The sequence below is a fragment of the Stenotrophomonas maltophilia group sp. Smal17 genome (assembly GCF_030237045.1).
GTDB classification, from domain to species: domain Bacteria; phylum Pseudomonadota; class Gammaproteobacteria; order Xanthomonadales; family Xanthomonadaceae; genus Stenotrophomonas; species Stenotrophomonas forensis.
Map to the genome: position 1 here is coordinate 11,553 of NZ_JASJSU010000019.1, position 20,863 is coordinate 32,415.

The window sequence follows — 20,863 nt, forward strand, 5'->3', positions numbered from 1 at the left end:
ATGGAAATCACTCTCTCCAAGAGTCTGTTGATCGCAGTGGTGCTTGCACCGCTGTTCGGCAGCATCATCGCCGGCCTGTTCGGTCGCCAGGTCAAGCGCTTCGGCGCGCAGACCATCACCATCCTCGGCGTCGCGGTTGCCTGCGGCCTGTCGATGTACACGCTCTACCAGCTGCTGTGGGGCGGTGCGCAGCCGTTCAACCAGAACATCTACACGTTCTTCGAAGTCGGCCAGTATTCGGCCCACGTCGGCTTCATGGTCGACAAGCTGACCGCGATGATGATGGTGGTGGTGACCTTCGTGTCGCTGCTGGTCCACATCTACACGATCGGCTACATGCAGGACGACCCGGGCTACCAGCGGTTCTTCAGCTACATCTCGCTGTTCACCTTCTCGATGCTCACCCTGGTGATGAGCAACAACTTCCTGCAGCTGTTCTTCGGCTGGGAAGCGGTGGGCCTGGTGTCGTACCTGCTGATCGGCTTCTGGTTCAAGCGCCCGACCGCGATCTTCGCCAACATGAAGGCGTTCCTGGTCAACCGCGTCGGTGACTTCGGCTTCCTGCTGGGCATCGCCGGCGTGCTGTGGGTGTTCGGCACCCTGGACTACTCGCAGGTGTTCTCGCAGGCCGGCATGCTGGCCGACCCGCGCGCCCAGCTGCAGATCTGGGACGGCACGATCCTGGGCATGCAGCTGCTGAACGAGCCGGTGATCTGGTCGATCGCCACCGTCATCTGCATCTGCCTGTTCATCGGCGCCATGGGCAAGTCGGCCCAGGTCCCGCTGCACGTGTGGCTGCCGGACTCGATGGAAGGCCCGACCCCGATCTCGGCACTGATCCACGCCGCGACGATGGTGACCGCCGGTATCTTCATGGTCACCCGCATGTCGCCGCTGTTCGAGCTGTCGCAGACCGCGCTGAACTTCATCCTCTTCATCGGCGCCACCACCGCGTTCTTCACCGGCCTGATCGGCATCGTGCAGAACGACATCAAGCGCGTCGTCGCGTACTCCACGCTGTCGCAGCTGGGCTACATGACCGTGGCGCTGGGCGTGTCGGCCTATTCGGCCGCCGTGTTCCACCTGATGACCCACGCGTTCTTCAAGGCCCTGCTGTTCCTGGGTGCCGGCTCGGTCATCATCGCGATGCACCACGAGCAGGACATGCGCAAGATGGGCGGCCTGCGCAAGTACATGCCGATCACCTTCGTCACCATGTGGATCGGTACCCTGGCCCTGGTCGGTACGCCGTTCTTCTCGGGCTTCTACTCGAAGGACACCATCATCGAGGCGGCCGAGATCCACGCGCACATGCAGAACAGCTGGGTGGCCACCTATGGCTACTGGGCGGTGCTGGGTGGCGTGCTGGTGACCAGCTTCTACAGCTTCCGCCTGCTGTTCATGACCTTCCACGGCAAGGAGCGCTTCCGCGACGCGCATGATGACCATGGCCACGGCCATGACGATCACCACGGCGCAGACGCACACCATGCCGATGCCCACCACGGCGATGCCCATGACGACCACGGCCATGGCCACGGTCCGCATGAGCCGCATGAAACCCCGTGGGTGGTGACCCTGCCGCTGATCCTGCTGGCCATCCCGTCGATCGCCATCGGTTTCTTCAGCATCGGTCCGATGCTGCATGGCACCGACTGGGCCGGCCAGCACGCCCACGCGGCGATCCAGGGCCAGGTCAACACGTTCTTCACCGGTATCGTGAACTTCTACGATCCGGCCAAGAACACCGTTGCCTTCCTGGGTGAAGAGTTCCACGGGCCGGTGGCGTTCGCGCTGCACGGCATGATGCTGCCGCCGTTCTGGCTGACCCTGGCGGGCTTCCTGCTGGCTGCACTGTTCTACCTGTGGAAGCCGGACCTGTCGGGCAAGGCGCGCAAGACCTTCGCCCCGCTGGTGTCGGTGCTGGAAAACAAGTACGGCTTCGACAAGCTGTGGATCGATGGCTTTGCCGGCGGCAGCGTCAAGCTGGGCAAGGTCTCGCGCTGGATCGACAGCAACATCGTCGACGGCGTGGTCAATCTCTCGGCACGTGTTGTGGACGTCGCAGCCGGCGTGCTGCGTCGTACCCAATCCGGTTTCCTCTATCACTACGCCTTCGCGATGATCATCGGCCTGATTGCCCTGCTGGGCGTGCTGATGCATTACCTGCGTTGATGACCTGTACGGAATAAGAAGACGTGTCGAACTGGCCTCTACTCAGTGTCCTCATCTGGCTGCCGATCCTCGGTGGCGCCCTGATCCTTGCGATCCGTGATGCGCAGACCGCCCGCTGGGCGTCGCTGGGCGTCGCGGTGCTGACCTTCGTGGCGAGCCTCTCGCTGCTGAGCGGCTACAACGCGGGCATCGACGGTCTGCAGTTCGTCGAGACCCATGCCTGGATCCCGGCGTACAAGATCGGCTACAACCTGGGCGTGGACGGCATCGCCGTGGCGCTGATCCTGCTGACCACGCTGGTCAGCGTGCTTGCCCTGATCGGTGCCTGGAGCGCCATCGACAAGCGCGTCAACCAGTACGTGGCCGCCTTCCTGATCCTGGAAGGCGTCACCGTCGGTATCTTCTCGGCCACGGACGCGATGTTGTTCTACGTGTTCTTCGAGGCGATGCTGATCCCGATGTTCCTGATCATCGGTGTCTGGGGTGGCCCGCGCCGCATCTACGCCGCGCTGAAGTTCTTCCTGTACACCTTCCTCGGCTCGGTGCTGATGCTGGTGGCGCTGATCTACCTGTACCTGAAGGGCGGCAGCTTCCAGCTGGCCGACCTGTACGCGCTGCCGCTGTCGGCCAAGGAACAGACCTGGATCTTCTTTGCCTTCCTGATCGCCTTCGCGGTCAAGGTGCCGATGTTCCCGGTCCACACCTGGCTGCCGGATGCCCACGTGGAAGCGCCGACCGCCGGTTCGGTGATCCTGGCCGCCATCGCCCTGAAGATCGGTGGCTACGGCTTCCTGCGCTTCAACCTGCCGATCGTCCCGGACGCATCGCAGGAATGGGCCTGGCTGGTGATCGCGCTGTCGCTGATCGCGGTGATCTACGTCGGCCTGGTCGCCCTGGTGCAGGACGACATGAAGAAGCTGATCGCGTATTCGTCGATCGCGCACATGGGCTTCGTCACCCTCGGTACCTTCATCGCCCTGTGGCTGGTGCGTGAAGCCGGCAACGCCGATGCGGCCCGCCTGGGCCTGCAGGGCGCCATGGTGCAGATGATCTCGCACGGCTTCGTGTCCGGCGCGATGTTCTCCTGCGTCGGCGTGCTGTACGACCGCATGCACAGCCGCCGCATCGCCGATTACGGCGGCGTGGTCAACGTGATGCCGTGGTTCGCCACCTTCGCCATGCTGTTCTTCATGGCCAACGCGGGCCTGCCGGGTACCAGCGGCTTCGTCGGCGAGTTCATGGTCATCCTGTCGGCGTTCCAGCGTAATCCGTGGATCGCGCTGGGCGCGGCCACCACCCTGATCATCGGCGCCGCCTACACCCTGTGGCTGTACAAGCGCATCTTCTTCGGCGAAGTGGCCAACAGCCACGTTGCCGAACTGAAGGACATCAACGGCCGCGAATGGCTGGTGCTGGGCGTGTTCGCCATCGGCGTGCTGGCCCTGGGCATCTACCCCAAGCCGCTGACCGACCTGATGGAGCCCTCGATCGCGAAGCTGGCGATGCAGATCGCATCCAGCAAGCTGCTGTAATTCCAGGATTTGATGATGACCACCTCGCCGCTGCTGCCATTGACCGCCGCTGACCTGCCACCGCTCGCTCCCGAGCTGGTGCTGATCGGCAGCGCCTTCGCCCTGATGATCCTCGACCTGTTCGTCAGCAACCGGAACAAGATCGTCACCCACCTGTTCTCGCTCGCTGCGCTGGCCGTGGTGCTGTTCATGCTGGCCACCGGCGTGGGCGGGCAGGGGGAGGTCTTCCATGGCATGTTCGTGCGCGATACCGCCGCGGACGTGATGAAGACCGGGATCGTGCTGCTCAGCGGCCTGACCCTGGTCTATGGCTGGCGCTACCTGCGTGATCGCAACCTGTTCCAGGGCGAGATCCCGGTGCTGATCCTGTTCGGCACCGCCGGCATGATGATCCTGGTCTCGGCCGGCAGCCTGCTGATGGTCTACCTGGGCCTGGAACTGCTGGCGCTGTGCTCCTACGCGCTGGTGGCCAGCAACCGCGAGAACGGCCTGGCCTCGGAAGCGGCGATGAAGTACATCGTGCTCGGTTCGCTGGCCTCGGGCCTGCTGCTGTACGGCATGTCGCTGATCTACGGCGCCACCGGCAGCCTGCACCTGGACGTCATCCGCGATGCCATCCCGCATTCGGAAGAGCGCGTGCTGCTGATCACCGGTGCGGTGTTCATGATCGCCGGCGTCGCCTTCAAGCTGGGTGCCGCGCCGTTCCACATGTGGCTGCCCGACGTGTACCAGGGTGCCCCGGCACCGATCGCGCTGTTCATCAGCTCGGCGCCGAAGCTGGCCGCCTTCGGCATGGCCTACCGCCTTCTGGAAATGGGCGTGGGCCCGTTGTCGACCGAACTGCAGCTGCTGATCGCCGGCCTGGCGGCGGTGTCGCTGGTCATCGGCAACCTGATGGCCATCGCGCAGAGCAACCTCAAGCGCATGCTGGCGTTCTCCACCGTTTCGCACATCGGCTTCCTGCTGATGGGCATCGCCGGTGGTGGCGCGCAGGGCTATGCCGCCGCGCTGTTCTACGCACTGGCCTACGCCATCATGTCGACCGCCGCCTTCGGCGCGATCATCGCGCTGTCGCGTGCCGGCTTCGAAGCCGAGAACATCGAAGACTTCAAGGGCCTGAACGCCCGCAACCCGTGGATGGCCGGCCTGGTGCTGTGCATCATGGCGTCGCTGGCCGGCATCCCGCCGTTCCTGGGCTTCTGGACCAAGCTGGCCGTGCTCGGCGCGGCGGTCAACGGCGGCCTGCTGTGGCTGGCGATCCTCGGCGTGCTCTGTGCCGTGGTCGGCTGCTTCTACTACCTGCGCGTCATCAAGGTCATGTATTTCGATGAGCCGGTGGGCGAGGCCATGCCGCGCAGCAACGACCGCGTACTGGGCCTGGTGCTGGGCGTGAACGCACTGGCGCTGCTGGCGCTGGGCATTGCCTGGAACCCGATCATGGTCTGGTGCCAGCAGGCATTTGCGCATCTTGCATAAAAGTTGACACAAAGCTGCGCGATTCGTGTAATATGCGCAGCCTGAGTTGTCACTGCAGCGGTTCAGCCAGAACATCGTTGCGGTAGCCCTCCTCGAAAGAGCAGGGCAGCAGTTCAAACACTTCCGGTGCGGGGTGGAGCAGTCTGGCAGCTCGTCGGGCTCATAACCCGAAGGTCGCAGGTTCAAATCCTGCCCCCGCTACCAACATCGAATCGGCGCCAACCGGTTTGATGAATGAGGGAAAGCTTGCATTTTTCGCAGCAATGCCTCATGATTCCGCTTCTGATGCGGGGTGGAGCAGTCTGGCAGCTCGTCGGGCTCATAACCCGAAGGTCGCAGGTTCAAATCCTGCCCCCGCTACCAAGTAAAGAATGCGCCTTCGAAGTCCTGCTTCGAAGGCGTTTTTCTTTGGGTCCTGCGGCGTTTCCGCGCGATCGGGGTCAGATCCCTTTTCCTGCGGAAAAGGGATCTGACCCCGGGCTCACACCTTGCACCAGTGCGGTGCAGCCGCTATCATCAGCGGCCTAGCAGTACCCCTGAAGGCGGCCTCCCAGCGGGAGTCCGGATCCGGAAGGAGGGCCGCAACCGGCAGGCACTGCAGGTTGCAACCGGAATCCAGTCACCGGAGTCTTTCCGGAAAAGGGGCCCAGCGGGCCCTTTGTCGTTTCCGGGGCGTCATGTTTCCACGCTGGCCAAGGCCGGCACCCAACCATAGAGATCAAGGCAGGCTGTGAGCGACAAGGCAACCGACATCGCGAATCTGCTCGCCCCGACCGTTGTGTCGCTGGGCCTGGAGCTGCTGGGCGTTGAGTATCTGCCGGCCCCCGGCGGTGCGACCCTGCGCCTTTACATCGACGTGCCGCTGGCTGAACAGCCCGAGCGCATCATCAATGTCGACGACTGCGAGCGCGTCAGCCGCGAAGTGTCGGCGCAGATGGACGTCGAAGACCCGATCAGCGGCAACTACACGCTGGAAGTGTCTTCGCCGGGCGTGGACCGTCCGTTGTTCAACCTGGAGCAGTTCGGCCGTCACCTCGGCGAAATGGCCAAGGTCACCCTGAAGCTGCCGCAGGACAACCGTCGTCGCCTGCAGGGCCGCATCGAAGCAACCGACGAGGCCGCGGACACCATCACCTTCGTTGTCGACAAGACCGAAGTGGTCGTGTCGGCCGACAACATCGACAAGGCACGGATCATGCCCGACTGGGTGGCGCTGGGGCTGGCCCCGAGCAAGCCGACCGGTCCGGCACCGAAGCGTCCGAAGCCGAACAAGAATTCTTCTTCCAACGAGCCGGCGGCAAAGAAGCCGCGCGCGGAGTGAGCCAATGAGCAAGGAACTGTTGCTGGTAGTGGACGCAGTCGCCAACGAGAAGGGCGTGCCGCGTGAAGTGATCTTCGATGCCATCGAGGCCGCCCTGGCCTCGGCGGCGAAGAAGCGCTATCCCGACGAGGAAGTGCTGACCCGCGTGGTCATCGACCACAAGGATGGCAGCTACGAAACCTACCGCCGCTGGGAAGTGGTGGCCGATGACGTGGTGATGGAATCGCCGGATCGCCAGATCCGCCTGATGGACGCCGTCGATGAAGCCGAGGGCGTGGACGTCGGCGACTACATTGAAGAGCAGATCGAGAACCCGGACTTCGGCCGCATCGCCGCCCAGGCCGCCAAGCAGGTCATCGTCCAGCGCGTGCGCGAAGCCGAGCGCCAGCAGGTCGTGGATGCATGGAAGGATCGCGTCGGCGAACTGATCACCGGTGTGGTCAAGCGCGCCGAGCGCGGCAACATCTATGTCGACCTCGGTGGCAACGCCGAAGGCTTCATTCCGAAGGACAAGGGCATTCCGCGCGACGTGCTGCGCGCCGGTGACCGCGTGCGCGGCTACCTGGCCGAAGTGCGCTCGGAGCCGCGTGGCCCGCAGCTGTTCATCAGCCGTGCCGCCCCGGAATTCATGATCGAGCTGTTCAAGCTGGAAGTGCCGGAAGTCGGCCAGGGCCTGGTGGAAATCAAGGCCTGTGCCCGCGATCCGGGCGACCGCGCCAAGATCGCCGTGCTCGCCCACGACCAGCGCACCGATCCGATCGGCGCCTGCATCGGCATGCGCGGTTCGCGCGTGCAGGCCGTGTCCAACGAGCTCAATGGCGAGCGCGTGGACATCGTGCTGTGGAACGACAACCCGGCCAACTTCGTCATCAACGCGATGGCACCGGCCGAAGTGCAGTCGATCATCGTCGATGAAGACAAGCACTCGATGGACCTGGCCGTGGCTGAAGACCGCCTGGCCCAGGCGATCGGCAAGGGCGGCCAGAACGTGCGCCTGGCCAGCCGCCTGACCGGCTGGCAGCTCAATGTGATGACCCAGGACCAGGTCACCGCCAAGTCGGAGGCCGAGCAGGCTTCGGCCCGCCAGCTGTTCATGGACAAGCTGGAAGTGGACGAAGAGATCGCCGGCATCCTGGTCAGCGAAGGCTTCGGCACCGTCGAGGAAATCGCTTATGTCCCGGTCGGCGAACTGCTGGCCGTGGAAGGTTTCGACGAGGACATCGTCGAAGAGCTGCGCGCTCGTGCCCGCGATGCGCTGCTCAATGAGGCCCTGGCAGTCGAGGAAGGCCTTGAAGACGGCCAGCCGGCGCAGGACCTGCTGTCCCTGAAGGGCATGGACGAAGCCACCGCGTATGCGCTGGCCGGCCACGGCGTGCGTACCAGCGAGGACCTGTCCGACCTGGCCGCCGACGAGGTCATGGACTTCGGCATCGAAGGACTGGATCAGGCGCGCGCCGCTGCGCTGATCCTGGCCGCCCGCGCCGAAGAGATCGCCCGACTGGAACGCGGCGAATGAGCCGGCAATGAACAGGGCCCTGAGCCGCTCAGGGCGTAGAATCCGCGCCACCTCCAGATGCGGGGGGGCGCCCACAAGATCATAGGATCCGAATGTCGCAGCAAACCACCATCCGCAAGCTTGCCGAACTGGTCAACACGCCGGTCGAAAAACTGCTGGAACAGCTGGCCGGTGCCGGCATGAAGTTCAGCGGTCCCGACCAGGTCGTGACCAGCTCCGAGAAGGTGAAGCTCCTGGGCTTCCTTCGTCGTTCGCACGGCAAGCCCGAGCAGGCCCCGGAAGAGACCGATCAGTCTGCAAAGAAGATCACGCTCAACCGCCGGAAGCAGCAGGAAGTGACGGTCAGTTCCGGTCGCAGCAAGACGACCGTGAATGTCGAGGTGCGCCAGAAGCGTACCTACGTCAAGGATGGTGCTCGCGCCATGACGCCGGACGAAGAGCGCGCCGACATCCTGCGCAAGCTGGAAGAGTCGCGTGCGCGCAACCTTGCCGAACAGCAGGCCCTGGCCGAGAAGGATCGTCTGCGCGACGAAGCCATCGTCCGTGCCCGTGAGGAAGAGGTTGCCGCCAAGGAGCGCGCCGAGGCCGAAAAGAAGGCTGCCGAAGAAGCTGCGGCCGCCGCCAAGGCTGCCGAGGCGCTGGCGGCCAGCAAGCCCAAGCGTGCTCCCATCGATGAAACCGCGCCGCGCCCGCCGCGTGCCCCGGCCGCCGCCCCGGCTGCGCCGCGTGGCGCACCGCCGCCGCCGCGCAACGACGACCGCAACAATCGCAGCGCGCCGCGCAACGAGCGTGGCCCGGGCGATCGCTTCGCCGGCCAGATGCACCTGTCGGCCGCTGACCGCGCGCGTCGTGGCAACAGCAACAACAGCAACACCCGGGGTCGTCCGGGCGGCCGCAACCAGTCCGGTGGCCGTCGCGACATGTCGCGCGGTGGCAACAATGCCGGCCCGCACGCCTTCGAGCGTCCGACTGCACCGGTGGTGCGTGAAGTGGCGATCGGCGACACGATCACCGTGGCCGACCTGGCGCAGAAGCTTGCGTTGAAGGGCGGCGAAGTGGTCAAGGCGCTGTTCAAGATGGGCGTGATGGCCACCATCACCCAGTCCATCGACCACGACACCGCCGCACTGGTGACCGAGGAACTCGGCCACAAGGCGATCCGTGCCAACGACAACGACGCCGAAGACGCACTGCTGGCCTCGACCGGTGAGAACCAGGGCGAAGCCACCCAGCGTCCGCCGGTGGTCACCATCATGGGCCACGTCGACCACGGCAAGACCTCGCTGCTGGATTACATCCGCCGCACCAAGGTCGCCACCGGCGAAGCCGGCGGCATCACCCAGCACATCGGTGCCTACCACGTGGATACGCCGAAGGGCGTGATCAGCTTCCTGGATACCCCGGGCCATGCTGCCTTCACCTCGATGCGTGCCCGTGGCGCCAAGCTGACCGACATCGTGGTGCTGGTCGTGGCCGCCGATGACGGCGTCATGCCGCAGACCAAGGAAGCGATCCAGCACGCCCGTTCGGCGGGTGTGCCGCTGATCGTGGCGATCAACAAGATCGACAAGTCCGACGCCGACCCGATGCGGGTCAAGAACGAACTGCTGTCCGAGCAGGTCGTGGCCGAAGACTTCGGTGGTGACACCCAGATGGTGGAGATCTCGGCCAAGACCGGCCTGGGCATCGACGACCTGCTGGACGCCATCTCGATCCAGGCCGAACTGCTTGAACTGAAGGCCGTCGACGAAGGCCGCGCCTCGGGCGTGGTGATCGAATCGTCGCTGGACAAGGGCCGTGGCCCGGTCGCTACCGTGCTGGTGCAGCAGGGCCGCCTGAAGAAGGGCGACTACCTGGTGTGCGGCATCCAGTACGGCCGCGTGCGTGCGCTGTTCGACGAAACCGGCAAGCAGCCGGAGTTCGCCGGCCCGTCCATCCCGGTGCAGGTCCTGGGCCTGTCCGGCGTGCCGGAAGCCGGTGACGACTTCGTGGTGGTCGAGGACGAGCGCCTGGCCAAGGACGTTGCCCAGCAGCGTGAGACCAAGCGCCGTGAATCGCGCCTGGTCGCCACCGCCGGCAGCCGCATGGAAGACATCATGGCGACCCTGGGCAAGGGCGAGGGCCAGCAGGTCCTCAACCTGGTCATCAAGGCCGACGTGCAGGGTTCGGTGCAGGCGCTGAGCCAGGCACTGGTCGCGCTGTCCAACGAAGACATCCGCATCAACGTGATCCACTCCGGCGTGGGCGGCATCACCGAGTCGGACGCCAACTCGGCCGCCGCTTCGAAGGCCACCGTCATCGGCTTCAACGTGCGTGCGGATGCTTCGGCCCGCCGCATCATCGAATCCAACGGCGTGGACCTGCGTTACTTCTCGATCATCTATGACGTGATCGATCAGGTGAAGCAGGTGGCTTCCGGCCTGCTGGGCGTGGAGATCCGCGAAGAGATCATCGGTATCGCCGAGGTCCGCGATGTCTTCCGCAGCTCCAAGCTGGGCGCCGTTGCCGGCTCGATGGTCATCGAGGGCGTGGTCAAGCGCAACAAGCCGATCCGCGTGCTGCGCGACAGCGTGGTGATCTTCGAGGGCGAGCTGGAATCGCTGCGCCGCTTCAAGGAGAACGTCGAGGAAGTCCGCAACGGTACCGAATGCGGTATCGCGGTGAAGGCCTACAACGACGTCAAGCCGGGTGACCAGATCGAGTGCTTCGAGCGTATCGAAGTGCCGCGCACCCTGTAATGCTGCGTGGCGGCCCGACCAACGGTCGGGCCCTACCGGCATGCAAAGCCCGACCCACGGTCGGGTACCATGTAGATGTAGCGCCCGACCGTTGGTCGGGCGACAACTGAACCAAGAGCTCCTCGTGCCCAAGACTTTCCATCGAACCGACCGTGTCTCCGCCCAGCTGCGCCGTGAACTCGGCACCCTGGTGCACAACGCCGTGCGCGAGCACGGGTTGCCCTCGGTGAGCGTGTCCGACGTGGAAATCACCCGCGACATGGCCCATGCCAAGGTGTTCGTCACCGCGCTGATGCCGGAACGCTCGGCTGAAGCCGTGGCTGGCCTGAAGGAGCTGGGCTACCGCCTGCGCATGGACCTGGCCCGTGCCATGAAGCTGCGCCACGTGCCGGAGCTGCATTTCCACTACGACGACTCGGTCGACCGTGGTGAGCACATCGACAACATCCTGCGCGACCTGCCCGATACGCTGGCCGCGGAGAAGCGTCGCGAGAGCGACGAAGAATAAGGCAGCGCCGGGCCCGTGCCCGGCGTCTTTCCGTTCCGGCAACGCGATGCCCGTGCGGGCCGCGCTGCAGCAGCCGGGCATGGCTCGGCTCTACAACATCCTGTCATGACCCGAATTCAGTTCCGCCGCCTGGATGGCATCCTGCTGCTCGACAAGTCGACCGGCATGAGCTCCAACGCCGCCCTGCAGGTGGCCCGTCGCCTGTTCCGCGCCGAAAAGGGCGGTCACACTGGCAGCCTCGACCCGCTGGCCACCGGCCTGCTGCCGCTGTGCTTCGGCGAGGCGACCAAGATCGCCGGCCTGCTGCTGGGCTCGGCCAAGGCCTACGACGCCGAGATCGTGCTTGGGCAGACCACCGATACCGACGATTCCGAAGGCCAGGTGCTGCTGCAGCGCCCGGTGCCGGCAGTCAGCGCGCAGGCCCTGCAGGCCGCGCTGGCGCCGCTGACCGGCAGCATCCTGCAGCGGGCGCCGATCTATTCGGCGCTGAAGCAGGGCGGTGAGCCGCTGTATGTGAAGGCCCGCCGTGGCGACGTCATCGAGGCGCCCGAGCGCGAGGTGCAGGTGCACGCCATCGAGGTGCTGGAGCAGCAGCCTGAACGGCTGCGCCTGCGCGTCACCTGCGGCTCGGGCACCTACATCCGCAGCCTGGCCCGTGACCTCGGTGAAAGCCTGGGCTGCGGCGCGCATATCAGCGCGCTGCGCCGGCTCTGGGTCGAACCATTCCGCGAGCCGGCGATGGTTACCCTGGACCAGCTGCGGGCGATGGTCGAGGCGGGCGACGAGGCCGCCATGGATGCGCTGCTGCTGCCCCTGGCCGCCGGCCTGGCCGAGTACCCGCGGGTCGACCTCGACGCCGACCAGGCTCACCGGTTCTGTGTCGGCCAGCGCCAGCGCGACCTGTCCTGGCCGCGCGGCCTGGTCGCCGTGTTCGGCCCGGACGATGCTGTCCAGGGGCTGGGCCAGGTCGATGACAGTGGCCTGCTGGCCCCCCAGCGCCGTTTCAACCTCTGACCGGGGCCCGCCGGTTCAGCCCCGGACCTTGTCCCGGAAGCCCCCGGCCGTTACAATTTCGCGGCCGTTTTCCGGCAGCCTGCCTCGCGCAGGTTTCATCCTCGTAGTCCACGGCGAGCCTGGCGGTGCGCGAAGCGCGTTCCTGCCGGCCACGCATCACAGAGAAAAAAGAAAATGTCGATCGACACCCAGAAGGTCATTGAAGACAACAAGCGCAGCGCCGCCGACACCGGCTCCCCGGAAGTCCAGGTGGCCCTGCTGACCGCCCGCATCGAACTGCTGACCGGCCACTTCAAGACCCACAAGAAGGACCACCACAGCCGCCGCGGCCTGCTGCAGATGGTCAACCGCCGTCGCAGCCTGCTCGACTACCTGAAGAAGAAGGACGTCGAGCGTTACAAGGCCCTGATCGAAAAGCTTGGCCTGCGTCGCTAAGCAACGAATCCCCCGCGGCGCAGCGATGCGCCGCGGTTTTGTTTTGTAGCACCGCAATCCCCGATTCAGGCCGGAACGATCCGGCCACCCGCAGGCGGCAAGGGTCGCCGACGGTCCAAATTCGCAGACAGCATCCCCAAGGACACCCTCCGTGGCAAAAATCACCAAAACCTTCCAGTACGGCAAGCACACCGTCACGCTTGAGACCGGCGAAGTCGCCCGCCAGGCCAGCGGTGCCGTCATCGTCAAGATGGACGACACCGTACTGCTGGTCACCGCCGTCGCCGCCAAGAGCGCGCGCGAAGGCCAGGACTTCTTCCCGCTGACCGTCGATTATCAGGAAAAGTTCTACGCCGGCGGCCGTATCCCGGGTGGTTTCTTCAAGCGCGAAGGCCGTGCGACCGAGAAGGAAACCCTGATCTCGCGTCTGATCGACCGTCCGATCCGCCCGCTGTTCCCGGAAGACTACAAGAACGAAGTGCAGATCATCGCCACGGTCATGTCGCTGAACCCGGACGTGGACGGTGACATCCCGGCCCTGATCGGTGCCTCGGCTGCGCTGGCCCTGGCCGGCACCCCGTTCATGGGTCCGATCGGCGCTGCCAAGGTCGGTTACAAGAACGGCGAGTACATCCTGAACCCGACCGTCAGCGAACTGGCTGACTCGCAGCTGGAACTGGTCGTCGCCGGTACCTCCAACGCCGTGCTGATGGTCGAATCCGAAGCTGCGCTGCTGTCCGAAGAAGTGATGCTGGGCGCCGTGACCTTCGGTCACCGCGAGATGCAGAAGGTCATCAACGCGATCAACGAGCTGACCGTCGAAGCCGGCACCAAGCCGTCGACCTGGGAAGCCCCGGCCAAGAACGACGCGCTGATCTCCGCCCTGAAGGAAGCCATCGGCCCGCGCCTGGGCGAAGCCTTCCAGGTGCGCGACAAGCTGCAGCGCCGCGACGCCATCTCGGCGATCAAGAAGGACGTGGTCGAAACCCTGGCTGGCCGTGTGGCCGCCGAGGGCTGGAACCCGGCCGAGCTGTCGAAGGAATTCGGCGAGCTGGAATACCGCACCATGCGTGACTCGGTGCTGGACACCAAGGTCCGCATCGACGGCCGTGCGCTGGACACCGTCCGCCCGATCGCCGTGAAGACCGGCGTGCTGCCGCGTACCCACGGTTCCTCGCTGTTCACCCGCGGCGAAACCCAGGCCATCGTGACCATCACCCTGGGCACTGCCCGTGACGGCCAGGTCATCGACGCCGTTGCCGGTGAGTACAAGGAAAACTTCCTGTTCCACTACAACTTCCCTCCGTTCTCGGTGGGTGAGTGCGGCCGCATGATGGGCCCGAAGCGCCGCGAAATCGGCCACGGTCGCCTGGCCAAGCGCGGCGTGCTGGCTGTCATGCCGTCGCTGGAAGCCTTCCCGTACACCATCCGCGTCGTCTCGGAAATCACCGAGTCGAACGGTTCCTCGTCGATGGCCTCGGTCTGCGGTTCGTCGCTGGCCCTGATGGACGCCGGCGTGCCGGTGAAGGCGCCGGTTGCCGGTATCGCCATGGGCCTGGTCAAGGAAGGCGAGCGCTTCGTCGTCCTGTCCGACATCCTGGGTGACGAAGATCACCTGGGCGACATGGACTTCAAGGTGGCCGGTACCGCTGAGGGCATCTCCGCCCTGCAGATGGACATCAAGATCGAAGGCATCACCGAAGAGATCATGAAGCAGGCCCTGCAGCAGGCCAAGGCTGGCCGTCTGCACATCCTGGGTGAAATGGCCCACGGCCTGACCGCCCCGCGTTCGGAGCTGTCCGACTACGCGCCGCGCCTGCTGACCATCAAGATCCACCCGGACAAGATCCGCGAAGTGATCGGCAAGGGTGGTTCGACCATCCAGGCCATCACCAAGGAAACCGGCACCCAGATCGACATCCAGGATGACGGCACCATCGTCATCGCTTCGGTCAACGCCATCGCTGCCCAGGCCGCCAAGGCCCGCATCGAGCAGATCACCTCGGACGTCGAGCCGGGCCGCATCTACGAAGGCAAGGTCGCCAAGATCATGGACTTCGGTGCGTTCGTCACCATCCTGCCGGGCAAGGACGGCCTGGTCCACGTCTCGCAGATCTCCAGCGACCGCGTCGAGAAGGTCGGCGACGTGCTGAAGGAAGGCGATGTGGTCAAGGTCAAGGTGCTGGAAGTCGACAAGCAGGGCCGTATCCGCCTGTCGATGAAGGCCGTGGAAGAAGGCGACGCCGTCAGCGCCGAGTAATCGACCTCCGGTCGATTACGGTGGGTGTCAACCTTGGTTGACACGCTTCTGCAATCGCTGAAATGAAAAAGCGGGCTTCGGCCCGCTTTTTCTTTGCCCGCGATCCGCGGCCGGCGTGCCGCTATGCTTCGCCCATGGACACCCTTCGCCTGCTCGATCTGGACATTGACCGCCCTGCACAGCGGGTCAGCCGCGCCGGCCAGGTCCTGCCGGTCAGCGGCCTGAGCTGGACGCTGCTGGACGTGATGCTGGCGCACGGCGCCGAGGTCGTCGATTTCGACACCCTGGCGGCGCAGGTCTGGGCGCCGGCCGTGGTCGGCGAAGATGCGGTCAGCCAACGGGTCAAGCTGCTGCGCCAGGCACTGGGCGATGACAGCCGCCGGCCGCGCTACATCCGTTCGGTGCGTGGGCGCGGCTACCAGCTGTGCGCGCAGCCGTTGCCGGGTACCGCACAGCCTGCCCGGTCACGTTGGCGCGGCAGGGCAGGGTGGGGCCTGATGGCGGCCGTGGCGCTGGGCGTCGCCGCAACGCTGGTGTGGTGGCCGCGGCCGACTGCACCCGGTGCGGCGCAGGCGGCGCTGCAGCGCGCTGATTATTACGCCGGCATCGGCCAGGCCAGCAACAACGAGCGCGCGATCAGCCTGTACCGGCACGCGCTGCAGGTCGATCCGGAGTCCGCGCCGGCGCGGCGGGGACTGTCGCGTGCGTTGGCGGCGCAGGGCTGCCTGTTCAACGGCTCGCCGGCACAAGTGAAAGAGGCGCTGGCCCTGGCCAGCGAGGAGCGCAGGCGGGCGCCGCGCGATGCCGCCGCCCATGCGCTGTGGGGCTATGCGCAGGACTGCCTCGGCGACATGCCGCAGGCGATGGCCGGTTACACGCGTGCGCTGGAACTGGATCCCGCCGACGAACGCAGCCGCGCGTCGCTGGCGTATCTGCGGCAGGAGCGCGGCCAGTTGGTGACGGCGCTGCGCGAGAACCTGTCATTGAAGGCGCCCGAGCGCGTGCGTTTCCGCGACGTGCAGGTGGCGCGCGAGCTGGAACTGCTGGGCTTCACCCAGGCTGCAGCGCAACGCCACGCGCGCAACTTCCAGCTCTACCCGGACAACGTCTTCTCCAATATCGCCTGGCCACGCAGCTTGTATCTGGCCGGCGCGCCGCAACAGGCCAGGCAGGCGCTGGACGAGGCGCTGGCGCGGGGCACGCCACACCCGCAGCTGCTGCGGATGAAGGGAGAGCTCGCGCTGCTGGCCGGTGACCCGGTGATGGCGGCAGATGCGTTCGAGCGCGGCCGCCAGCTGCGGCCCCAGCAATCACTGGGGCAGACGCTGGCGGGCCTGTACGGCGCGCAGCCGGCGCAGGACGCGTGGCTCGGGCAGCGTCTGCAGCAGCTCGACGCCAGCGCCGGCGACGGCTGGTCCGACACGAGCGTGGAGCGGGCACTGCTGCTGCAGGCTGCTGGACGTGCAGATGCGGCCGTCGCCGCATTGCATCAGGCCGTCGATGATGGCTTCCGTGACGTGGCATGGCTGCGCGCCACGCCGCTGCTGGTGCCCCTGCACGGCGCCCCGGGCTGGCCCGCGTTGCTGCAGCGCATCGATACCGACATCGCCCGGCAGCGCGCGCAGGTGCTGGCCGCCGCGTGGCGGCCGGAGGACCTGGCCGCCCTCAGCGCAGCGCCGGCAGCAGGAACTCGGTGAGGATGCGCCGCGACTGCGGATGGGCGAAGGAGCGGTTGAAGGCCTGGCTGGTGACCACGGCGACCACGCGCTGATCGGGCAGCACGAACACATAGTTGCCGCCATTGCCGGACATCGCCCACACGCTGCGCGACGCACCCTGCACATCCAGCTTCAGGCCCCACCACTGGTAGCCATAGTCGCTGCCATCGGGGGTGGTCGCCTGCGCCTGCACCATTGCCTCGATGTAGTCCCTGGGGACCAACTGGCGACCCTGCCAGCGGCCACCATCGAGTACCAGCTGGCCGAACCGGGCCAGGTCACGCGTGCGGTAGCGGGTGCCGCCGCCGCCCATGCCGATGCCCTCCGGCGAACGGTTCCACTGGCTGTGGGTGATGCCCAGCGGCTGCTCCAGCACGCGCGCGGCATAGTCGGCCAGCGGTTGGCCGCTGGCCTGTTCAAGCACGGCACCGAGCACGAACGGGTTGGCGGTGCAGTAGGCGAACGCGCGGCCATGCGGGCTGTCCTGCGGCCGCTGCATCCAGGGCGCAAAGCCCTTCACCGGCAGCGCCAGCGCGAACTCCAGCCACCGCTCGGTGACGTACATGCGTTCTTCGTGGCCGGCCGAGAACGGGTTCTCGTCATCGCACTCCCACAGGCTGCTCATGGTCAGCAGGTCCTGCAGGGTGGTGGCGCGCAGGCGCGGGTCGACCGCATGGTGCGCGGTGAACGCCGGGAAGTAGTCGTACACCCGGGCCTGCACGCCGGGCACGCGTCCCTCGCCGATGGCGGCGCCGACCAGCAGTGCCGTCACGCCCTTGCTGGCCGATCGCACGTCGTGCAGGGTCTGTGCGTCGGCGCCGTTGAAGTAGCCCTCGTAGATCACCTGGCCATCGACCTGCAGCAGCACGCTGCGGATCTGCTTGAGTTCATCGCGGGCGATGGCCTGCTGCAGCGCCAGCAGGCGTGCAGGATCTGGCGGCGCGGCGCTAGCGGTGAAGGTCGCGGCACACAGGGCGCAGAGCAGGGTCAGGACGGGCAGGATCGAACGCATCGGCGGGCTCCATCGAAAGGGAGCCCGATTGAGCCAGTACCGCATCTGAAGTGCTGGAAAGCCGCCTGAAGAATTCTGAAGGCCTTGTGCGACAACGCTCTGCGCCTTGCCCCGGTAGGTGTCAACCTTGGTTGACACGCTCGCGCCCCGGGTGGGTGTCAACCTTGGTTGACACGCTGTTGGAGGCATCGCCGGAGTCGAACATGCTCGGCGTTACCCGGCATCTTCTTCCTCTTCTTCCTCCCCCAGCCACCAGACCTGTCCCGGCTCGGGCTCACTCAGCGGATGCTCGCGCTGTTCGATGGCTTCCAGCACGCGTCCCGGTGCCGCAGCGGTCCACGTTGCCAGCAGTTTTTCCACCGAGGCACGCCCTTGCGCGGCAATGCCGAGATCGCGCGCGCGCGTCCAGCCGTCCGCGCGCTCCGCTGCGTCATCGTGCTGGTGCGGCGTTCCGTAGCTGCAACGGCGGCACAGCCTGCGCACGGTCGCGGTCCAATCCTCGACCATGCCGATCCCGGGCAGCTGCAGGGCTTCCAGGGCAGCGATGTCATCGGCGGAATCACACTGCACGAACACGGTGAAGGTGGCCATGTCCGATGGCTGCAGGCGCTGCATCGCATTGAACACCGGCACACTCTGCTCCCGGTAGGTGCGGTGGCCGGTCGAGGCGCCGTCATGCAGCACGATGTCACCGAAGCGGAAGCCGCTTTCCGGCAGCGGCACATTGTCGATGCGGGCGCGCACCGGATCGATGCGGCGCATGTAGACCACCTCGGCGGTGGACCACGGCGCCAGGCGCAGGCAGGCCACGCCGAAATCGCCGTCGATCGGCCCCGCGTCGCCGGGCACGGTGATCCCGCAGCGGCTCCATTGGCGCCGCGCTTCGGCCCAGTCGCCCACTGCAGTGGCGGCGATACCGGCATTCCATGCGGTGGCTACATCGAACTCGACATGCAACTGTTCCGACTGCAGGTTGTCCTGCAGCGAGGCCGGCCAGTCGCGCAGGTACTTGTGCGCGAGCCCGCGCATGTAATGCAGGTAGGGAACCTCCGGGGCATGCCCGGTCAGTTCACCGAACAGGGCCACGGCCCGCGCGAGGTCGCCTTCGTGGAATGCGGCATAGGCACGGGCTTCCAGCGGCTGCAGTTCGTCGCGCGTGGCGTCGTCCGGCCGTGCGCCGTCATCGGGGTTGTCGTGGTCGCTGCTCATGTCCATGCAAGGTTTAAGATCCGCGGCTACCTTAGCCGATGCGGGCGACGGAGCACGCGGTGTCGGCGGCTGTCCTGCTGCGGCGCATGATGGCAGTGGCGTGACCGCTGGCATGTCGTCCTGCGCGGGAGCACGTGTGTCCACTGGACGACATGCCGCGACATCCGTACCGCAGGCACATCGGTTTGCTAACGTGGCTGCGCCTTCGAACCGGGAGATCCCATGTTGCGCCAGACCGTGGCTGTCCTTGCCGTGCTGATTGCCGGCACCCTGCCCATCGCTGCACACGCCGCTGCGGCACCGCAGGCGCCGATCTTCGGTGCCTACTATCCCGGCGGGTCGGCCGAGCGCTATCCGGTGTCGAGCATTCCGGCCGAACGCCTGACCCACCTGTTCTATGCGTTTTCCACCATTGAAGACGGGCGCTGCACGGTCGGTGCCGAAGCGCCGGACAACTTCGCTGCGCTGGCCGAGCTGAAGAAGGCGCATCCGCACCTGCGCACGCTGATTTCCATCGGCGGCTGGGGCGCGGGCGGTTTCTCCGATGCGGCGCTGACTGAGGCCAGCCGCAAGCGCCTGGTCGATTCCTGCATGGCGCTGTTCTTCGATCGCCACGCCGGCAGCTTCGATGGCGTGGACATCGACTGGGAATTCCCGGTCAGTGGTGGGCCGAAGGAGCTGGCACATCGCCCGCAGGATCGCGCCAACCTGACCAGGCTCGCGCAGGCGTTCCGCGTGGCACTCGACGCGCGCGGGCGCAAGCAGGGGCAGCCGATGCTGCTGACCGCCGCATTGGCCGCCGGCCGCTTGCAGACCGATGGCCCCTACGATCCGGCGGCCAGCTACGACCTGCCGGCGCTGGCCAGGGTGTTCGATTTCATCAACCTGATGAGCTACGACATGGGTACCGGTTTCTCGGCGGTGTCGACCTTCAACGCCCCGCTGCATGAAGTGCCAGCCGATCCGCTGGCACCGGAACTGCGGCGCTGGAACAACGTGGCCGGCGCGGTGCAGTACTACCGCGACCACGGTGTGCCGGCCCAAAAGCTGGTGCTGGGCGTGCCGTTCTATGGCCGTGGCTTCAAGGTCACCGGCGACGCCGCCGATGGGCTGTACCAGGCCTACAGCGCGCCGGCCGACGCGGGCGACTGGCGGGTGATCAAGGCGCGCTATCTCGATCAGCCCGGCTGGACGAAGCACTGGCAGCCGCAGGCGCAGAGCCCGTGGCTGTACAACCCGCAGCAGAAGATCTTCATCAGCTACGAAGACCCGCGCTCGATCGGGCTGCGCGCGCAGTTCGCCCGCGAGCAGGGCCTGGCCGGGGTGTTCATGTGGGAGCTGACCGGCGATGACGAACAGGCCAGCCTGCTCAACGCCATGCTTGGCCCGTGGCAGAAGGCCCGCATCGGCGACTGAGCCGCGCGTGGATGCCGGGCGATGCCCGGCGCGATCGGCAACGCCATCGGCCCGAGGCCGCACAGCCAGGCAACGCCCGCAGCGTTACGCTGCGGGCATGATCCTCATCGACCGCCTCGACCATCTGGTCCTCACCGTTGCCGACATCGAGCGCAGCTGTGACTTCTATCAGCGCGTGCTTGGCATGCAGGTCGTGCGTTTCGGCGCCGGCCGCACTGCGCTGCAGTTCGGCCAGCAGAAGATCAACCTGCACCCGGCCAGTGCGCCGCTGCAGCCGCACGCCGCGCAGCCCACGCCGGGCAGTGCCGATCTGTGCCTGGTCACGGGCACGGCGACTGCCGATGTGCTGGCCCATCTGCGCGCGCAGGCTGTCGTGGTGGAAGAGGGGCCGGTGCCGCGCACAGGTGCATTGGGGCCGATCGAGTCGGTGTACTTCCGCGACCCTGACGGCAATCTGATCGAAGTCAGCCGTTACCCCAGCGGCGAGTGATCCGGACGCCGTAGAGTCGAGCTTGCTCGACTGCGTGGGGGGG

The 20,863-nt window shown here is 66.2% G+C and carries 15 protein-coding genes and 2 tRNA genes; 15 read left to right on the top strand and 2 right to left on the bottom strand.

Features of this window, described 5'->3' with window-relative positions; all coding sequences use genetic code 11:
* The 13 genes from nuoL to QRO93_RS07690 all read left to right on the top strand — a co-directional run bounded on the left by nuoL (position 1) and on the right by QRO93_RS07690 (position 16,672).
* Positions 1–2,175 (top strand): NADH-quinone oxidoreductase subunit L, encoded by a 2,175-nt coding sequence (gene nuoL / locus QRO93_RS07630; protein WP_180878463.1) that lies wholly within the window; start codon positions 1–3, stop codon positions 2,173–2,175.
* A 23-nt stretch (positions 2,176–2,198) separates the two neighbouring features.
* Positions 2,199–3,707: an NADH-quinone oxidoreductase subunit M gene (locus QRO93_RS07635; RefSeq protein WP_008268294.1), complete on the top strand. Its 1,509-nt coding sequence runs from the start codon at positions 2,199–2,201 to the stop codon at positions 3,705–3,707.
* A gap of 15 nt (positions 3,708–3,722) precedes the next feature.
* The gene (gene nuoN, locus QRO93_RS07640; protein ID WP_049456506.1) at positions 3,723–5,183 is read left to right on the top strand and encodes an NADH-quinone oxidoreductase subunit NuoN; all 1,461 of its coding nucleotides are present in this window, start codon (positions 3,723–3,725) and stop codon (positions 5,181–5,183) included.
* Positions 5,184–5,310: 127 nt separating this feature from the next.
* Positions 5,311–5,387 (top strand) — tRNA-Met (locus QRO93_RS07645).
* An 82-nt stretch (positions 5,388–5,469) separates the two neighbouring features.
* Positions 5,470–5,546, top strand: a tRNA-Met gene (locus QRO93_RS07650).
* Between the two features lie 367 nt (positions 5,547–5,913).
* Positions 5,914–6,504 (top strand): ribosome maturation factor RimP, encoded by a 591-nt coding sequence (gene rimP / locus QRO93_RS07655; protein WP_053450381.1) that lies wholly within the window; start codon positions 5,914–5,916, stop codon positions 6,502–6,504.
* Between the two features lie 4 nt (positions 6,505–6,508).
* Positions 6,509–8,020 (top strand): transcription termination factor NusA, encoded by a 1,512-nt coding sequence (gene nusA / locus QRO93_RS07660; RefSeq protein WP_006458580.1) that lies wholly within the window; start codon positions 6,509–6,511, stop codon positions 8,018–8,020.
* Between the two features lie 92 nt (positions 8,021–8,112).
* Positions 8,113–10,758: a translation initiation factor IF-2 gene (gene infB, locus QRO93_RS07665; RefSeq protein ID WP_053511689.1), complete on the top strand. Its 2,646-nt coding sequence runs from the start codon at positions 8,113–8,115 to the stop codon at positions 10,756–10,758.
* 124 nt (positions 10,759–10,882) lie between these two features.
* Positions 10,883–11,266: a 30S ribosome-binding factor RbfA gene (gene rbfA, locus QRO93_RS07670; protein ID WP_005410447.1), complete on the top strand. Its 384-nt coding sequence runs from the start codon at positions 10,883–10,885 to the stop codon at positions 11,264–11,266.
* A 105-nt stretch (positions 11,267–11,371) separates the two neighbouring features.
* On the top strand, positions 11,372–12,280 hold the full coding sequence (truB, locus tag QRO93_RS07675) for a tRNA pseudouridine(55) synthase TruB (protein WP_053450379.1): 909 nt from the start codon (positions 11,372–11,374) through the stop codon (positions 12,278–12,280).
* Between the two features lie 174 nt (positions 12,281–12,454).
* The gene (gene rpsO, locus QRO93_RS07680) at positions 12,455–12,715 is read left to right on the top strand and encodes a 30S ribosomal protein S15 (protein ID WP_005417886.1); all 261 of its coding nucleotides are present in this window, start codon (positions 12,455–12,457) and stop codon (positions 12,713–12,715) included.
* Positions 12,716–12,866: 151 nt separating this feature from the next.
* On the top strand, positions 12,867–14,975 hold the full coding sequence (pnp, locus tag QRO93_RS07685; protein WP_006458359.1) for a polyribonucleotide nucleotidyltransferase: 2,109 nt from the start codon (positions 12,867–12,869) through the stop codon (positions 14,973–14,975).
* Positions 14,976–15,109: 134 nt separating this feature from the next.
* A complete protein-coding gene (locus QRO93_RS07690) occupies positions 15,110–16,672 on the top strand; it encodes a winged helix-turn-helix transcriptional regulator (RefSeq protein ID WP_180878462.1) in 1,563 nt (520 codons plus the stop codon).
* On the opposite strand, the gene QRO93_RS07695 is transcribed toward QRO93_RS07690, so the two are convergent.
* Together QRO93_RS07695 and QRO93_RS07700 are read right to left on the bottom strand one after the other, a co-directional pair.
* Positions 16,641–17,705, bottom strand: a complete 1,065-nt coding sequence (locus tag QRO93_RS07695; protein WP_180878461.1) for a serine hydrolase — start codon at positions 17,703–17,705, stop codon at positions 16,641–16,643. The two genes, QRO93_RS07690 and QRO93_RS07695, sit on opposite strands and share 32 nt — an antisense overlap.
* Positions 17,706–17,918: 213 nt before the next feature.
* A complete protein-coding gene (locus QRO93_RS07700; RefSeq protein ID WP_285304069.1) occupies positions 17,919–18,914 on the bottom strand; it encodes a hypothetical protein in 996 nt (331 codons plus the stop codon).
* 222 nt (positions 18,915–19,136) lie between these two features.
* On the opposite strand from QRO93_RS07700, the gene QRO93_RS07705 reads away from it, so the two are divergent.
* Positions 19,137–20,330 (top strand): glycoside hydrolase family 18 protein, encoded by a 1,194-nt coding sequence (locus tag QRO93_RS07705; RefSeq protein ID WP_285304070.1) that lies wholly within the window; start codon positions 19,137–19,139, stop codon positions 20,328–20,330.
* A 97-nt stretch (positions 20,331–20,427) separates the two neighbouring features.
* Entirely contained in the window at positions 20,428–20,820 is a 393-nt protein-coding gene (locus QRO93_RS07710) for a VOC family protein (protein WP_180878458.1), read from the top strand.
* The last annotated feature ends 43 nt before the right edge of the window (positions 20,821–20,863 follow it).